Source organism: uncultured Mycobacterium sp. (genome assembly GCF_964249325.1).
Taxonomy (GTDB): Bacteria; Actinomycetota; Actinomycetes; order Mycobacteriales; family Mycobacteriaceae; genus Mycobacterium.
Genome location: NZ_CAXUCH010000373.1, coordinates 1 through 2767 on the forward strand (window position 1 = coordinate 1; position 2767 = coordinate 2767).

At 70.0% G+C, this 2767-nt stretch carries 2 protein-coding genes; one reads left to right on the forward strand and one right to left on the reverse strand.

Going from position 1 to position 2767, the window contains the following annotated elements:
* The coding region (locus ACFE99_RS24670; protein WP_375489448.1) for a TPM domain-containing protein at positions 1–1794 on the reverse strand (1794 nt) is incomplete at its 3' end.
* Positions 1795–1858: 64 nt separating this feature from the next.
* Between ACFE99_RS24670 and ACFE99_RS24675 the strand changes: the two genes are divergently transcribed.
* Positions 1859–2767 (forward strand): deoxyguanosinetriphosphate triphosphohydrolase (locus ACFE99_RS24675; RefSeq protein ID WP_375489450.1); only part of this gene is annotated, 909 nt, incomplete at its 3' end.

The window sequence follows — 2767 nt, forward strand, 5'->3', positions numbered from 1 at the left end:
GCGCTGCGCCGCCTCGACGTCGGCGTTGGCAAGCGCCTGGGCATCGGCGGCCAGGGTCGCGGTGGCGTTTGCGTGGGCGATCGCATCGCCCACGTTGGTGGACCGCTTATCCAGGGCGGCCTGCAGGTGCCGGCTCGCCTCGGCGAGCCGGGTGCGCGCCTCGGGACCGATGCTGCCCCGTCGGGTGTCGACGTAGTCGGAGACCGCACGCACCCGCGACTGCGCGGTGAACAACGCCTGCTCCAGGGTGCGGCGGAGCCGGTCTGCGCTGGCCTGCTCCTCGGCGACCGTGGCCAGCAGCCGGTCCAGCTCGGCGTGTGCCTTGCTCAACCGGGTGAAAGTACCCAGGGGATCGGTGGAGCCGCCGGCGCGCGCGGCGTCGACGGCCGTGACCGCCGCGTCGCGGGCAGCAGCCAGCGCACCGGCATGCGGGGCGTCCGCTTTCCGCAGATAGGCGTTGGCTTGCTCGATACCCGCCTGCACGTCGGCGATCATCGACGGCAACTGCTCGACAGCGCGGTGAATGTCGCTGGAGGCGTTGTCGACCGCGTCGAGCAGGGCACGGGCCTGGGCGAGCGCCGATTCGGCGGCGCGCACGGCGTCGACCAGGGCGCTCTGCTGCCCACTGACCGCCCGGGTGGCCAGTTCGCGTGCCCGGCTGATGGTTTGCTCGGCGAACGCCACCCGCTCCTTGGCAGCCGCGGTGTTGCCAGACACGGAAGCCAATGCGGCAGCGTCGAATTCGTCGTGCAAATCGGCCAGCCGCTGTTCTGCCGGGGCGAGGCGGGCGGTGAGCTCGACAACCTGCTGGGTCAGCCCGTCCAGCCGCGCGGGCGCGTTGATCACCAAGTCACGCAACTGCTCGAAGGCCTCCCGCTGCGATTCCAATTCGCGGTCAGCCCGCGCCGCCGACACGATCACATTGGTCAGGAGCTCCCGGCGCTGCTCGGGTGTCTCGGGTATTGCGTCGTCGAGTTGTTGGCGGACGTTGAACGCTTGTCTCAGCGCCGCTTTGGCGTTGTTGACCGCGCGGGTGAACGGCTCGGTGCGCTCTTTGCCGAACTCCTCGATTGCCAGGGCCAGTTCGTTGGAGCTGGTGCGCACCGCGTTGTCGACCTCGACCACCTTCGATCGTGACAAGTCGTCGAGCGCGTCCAGCGGTAGCGCGGCAAGCGCATTGGGATCGGTGGGGTCAGCCCGCCGCGCTGCGGCCACCGCGGCGGCGCGGCGTCGCCTGCGCCGGTAACGCATGACAACCACCAACACCAGCACCGCAACCGCGACGACGCCCAACGCGATCAGCAGTGGCGCCCAGGCCGACGAACCGGGCGGCCGATCAAGCCCGTTGGCGGCGGCCACCGCGGCGCCGCTCCAGTCGCTGCGATGTAGCGCGGGTTCAATCTGGGTGCGCCGCAGATCGTCGACCTGACTCGAGTTGATGCTCTTCACCGTCGACGGAACCAGAAAGGCATAGGAGCGGTCGACGGTCGCCACCGCCAGCAATGCGTCGTAGTCGCCCAGGTCGCTTTGGCTGCGGATGCTCTGCGCCCAGCTCACCGCGCCTTGCCCGGAGAACGTGTCGACGTAGACCACCCAGAGCCGGACGTGGCGATCGGTATAGAGCTTGTTCACCGCCGCCTCGACAGCGCCGCGACCCGAGCCGCTCAATGCACCCGCGTCGTCGGTGACGTAGTCGGATAGCCGGAACGGCGGTTGCGCGGCGGCCACCGGTGCCAACAGCAATGCCGTAGCCAAGACGGCCAGGATCACGCCGAGTGGGCGAGGTATGCGCATGCTCGCCAATGTAGCGACGCCGTGCGCCGTTCGATGCTGGGCGGTTTTGGCAGACTGTCGCTCAATGAACGAGCAGGAGCCCTACGACGACTTCGACCGCCAGCGGCGGGTGGCCGAAGCGCCGAAGACCGCGGGCCTGCCCGGCACCCAAGGCCAGCACCGCACCGATTTCGCCCGCGACCGGGCCCGGGTGCTGCACAGCGCCGCGCTGCGCCGGCTGGCGGACAAGACCCAGGTCGTCGGGCCCAGGGAAAGCGACACCCCACGCACCCGGCTGACCCACTCGCTGGAAGTGGCCCAGATCGGCCGCGGCATGGCGATCGGGCTGGGATGCGATGCCGATCTGGTCGACCTGGCCGGGTTGGCGCACGATATCGGGCATCCGCCGTACGGCCACAACGGCGAACAGGCCCTCGACGAGGTCGCAGCCGAATGCGGCGGGTTCGAGGGCAATGCGCAAAACTTCCGCATCCTCACCGGCTTGGAGCCCAAAGCCCTGGACTCCCAAGGACATAGCGCCGGACTGAACCTGACCCGGGCGGCGTTGGATGCGGTCACCAAATATCCGTGGACGCGTGCCGAGGGCCGCGGCAAGTTCGGTTTTTACGACGAGGACCGCGACGCGGCCGCCTGGGTGCGTGACGGCGCACCGCCGAAGCGGGCGTGCCTGGAGGCGCAGGTGATGGACTGGGCCGACGACGTCGCGTATTCGGTGCACGACGTCGAGGACGGTGTCGTCTCCGGACGCATCGACCTGCGGGTGCTCGCCGACGACGACGCCGCCGCAGCGCTGGCCACGTTGGGCGAGACCGCGTATCCGCGGCTAGGCGCCGACGACTTGGCGGCCGCCGCGCAGCGGCTGTCAGGGCTTCCGGTGGTCGCCGCGGTCGGCAAGTATGACGCCACGCTCGCGGCCGCGGTCGCGCTCGGCGGCGACTGCCAGGTGGAGGGTCAGGGTCGTTTTCCCTGCCCC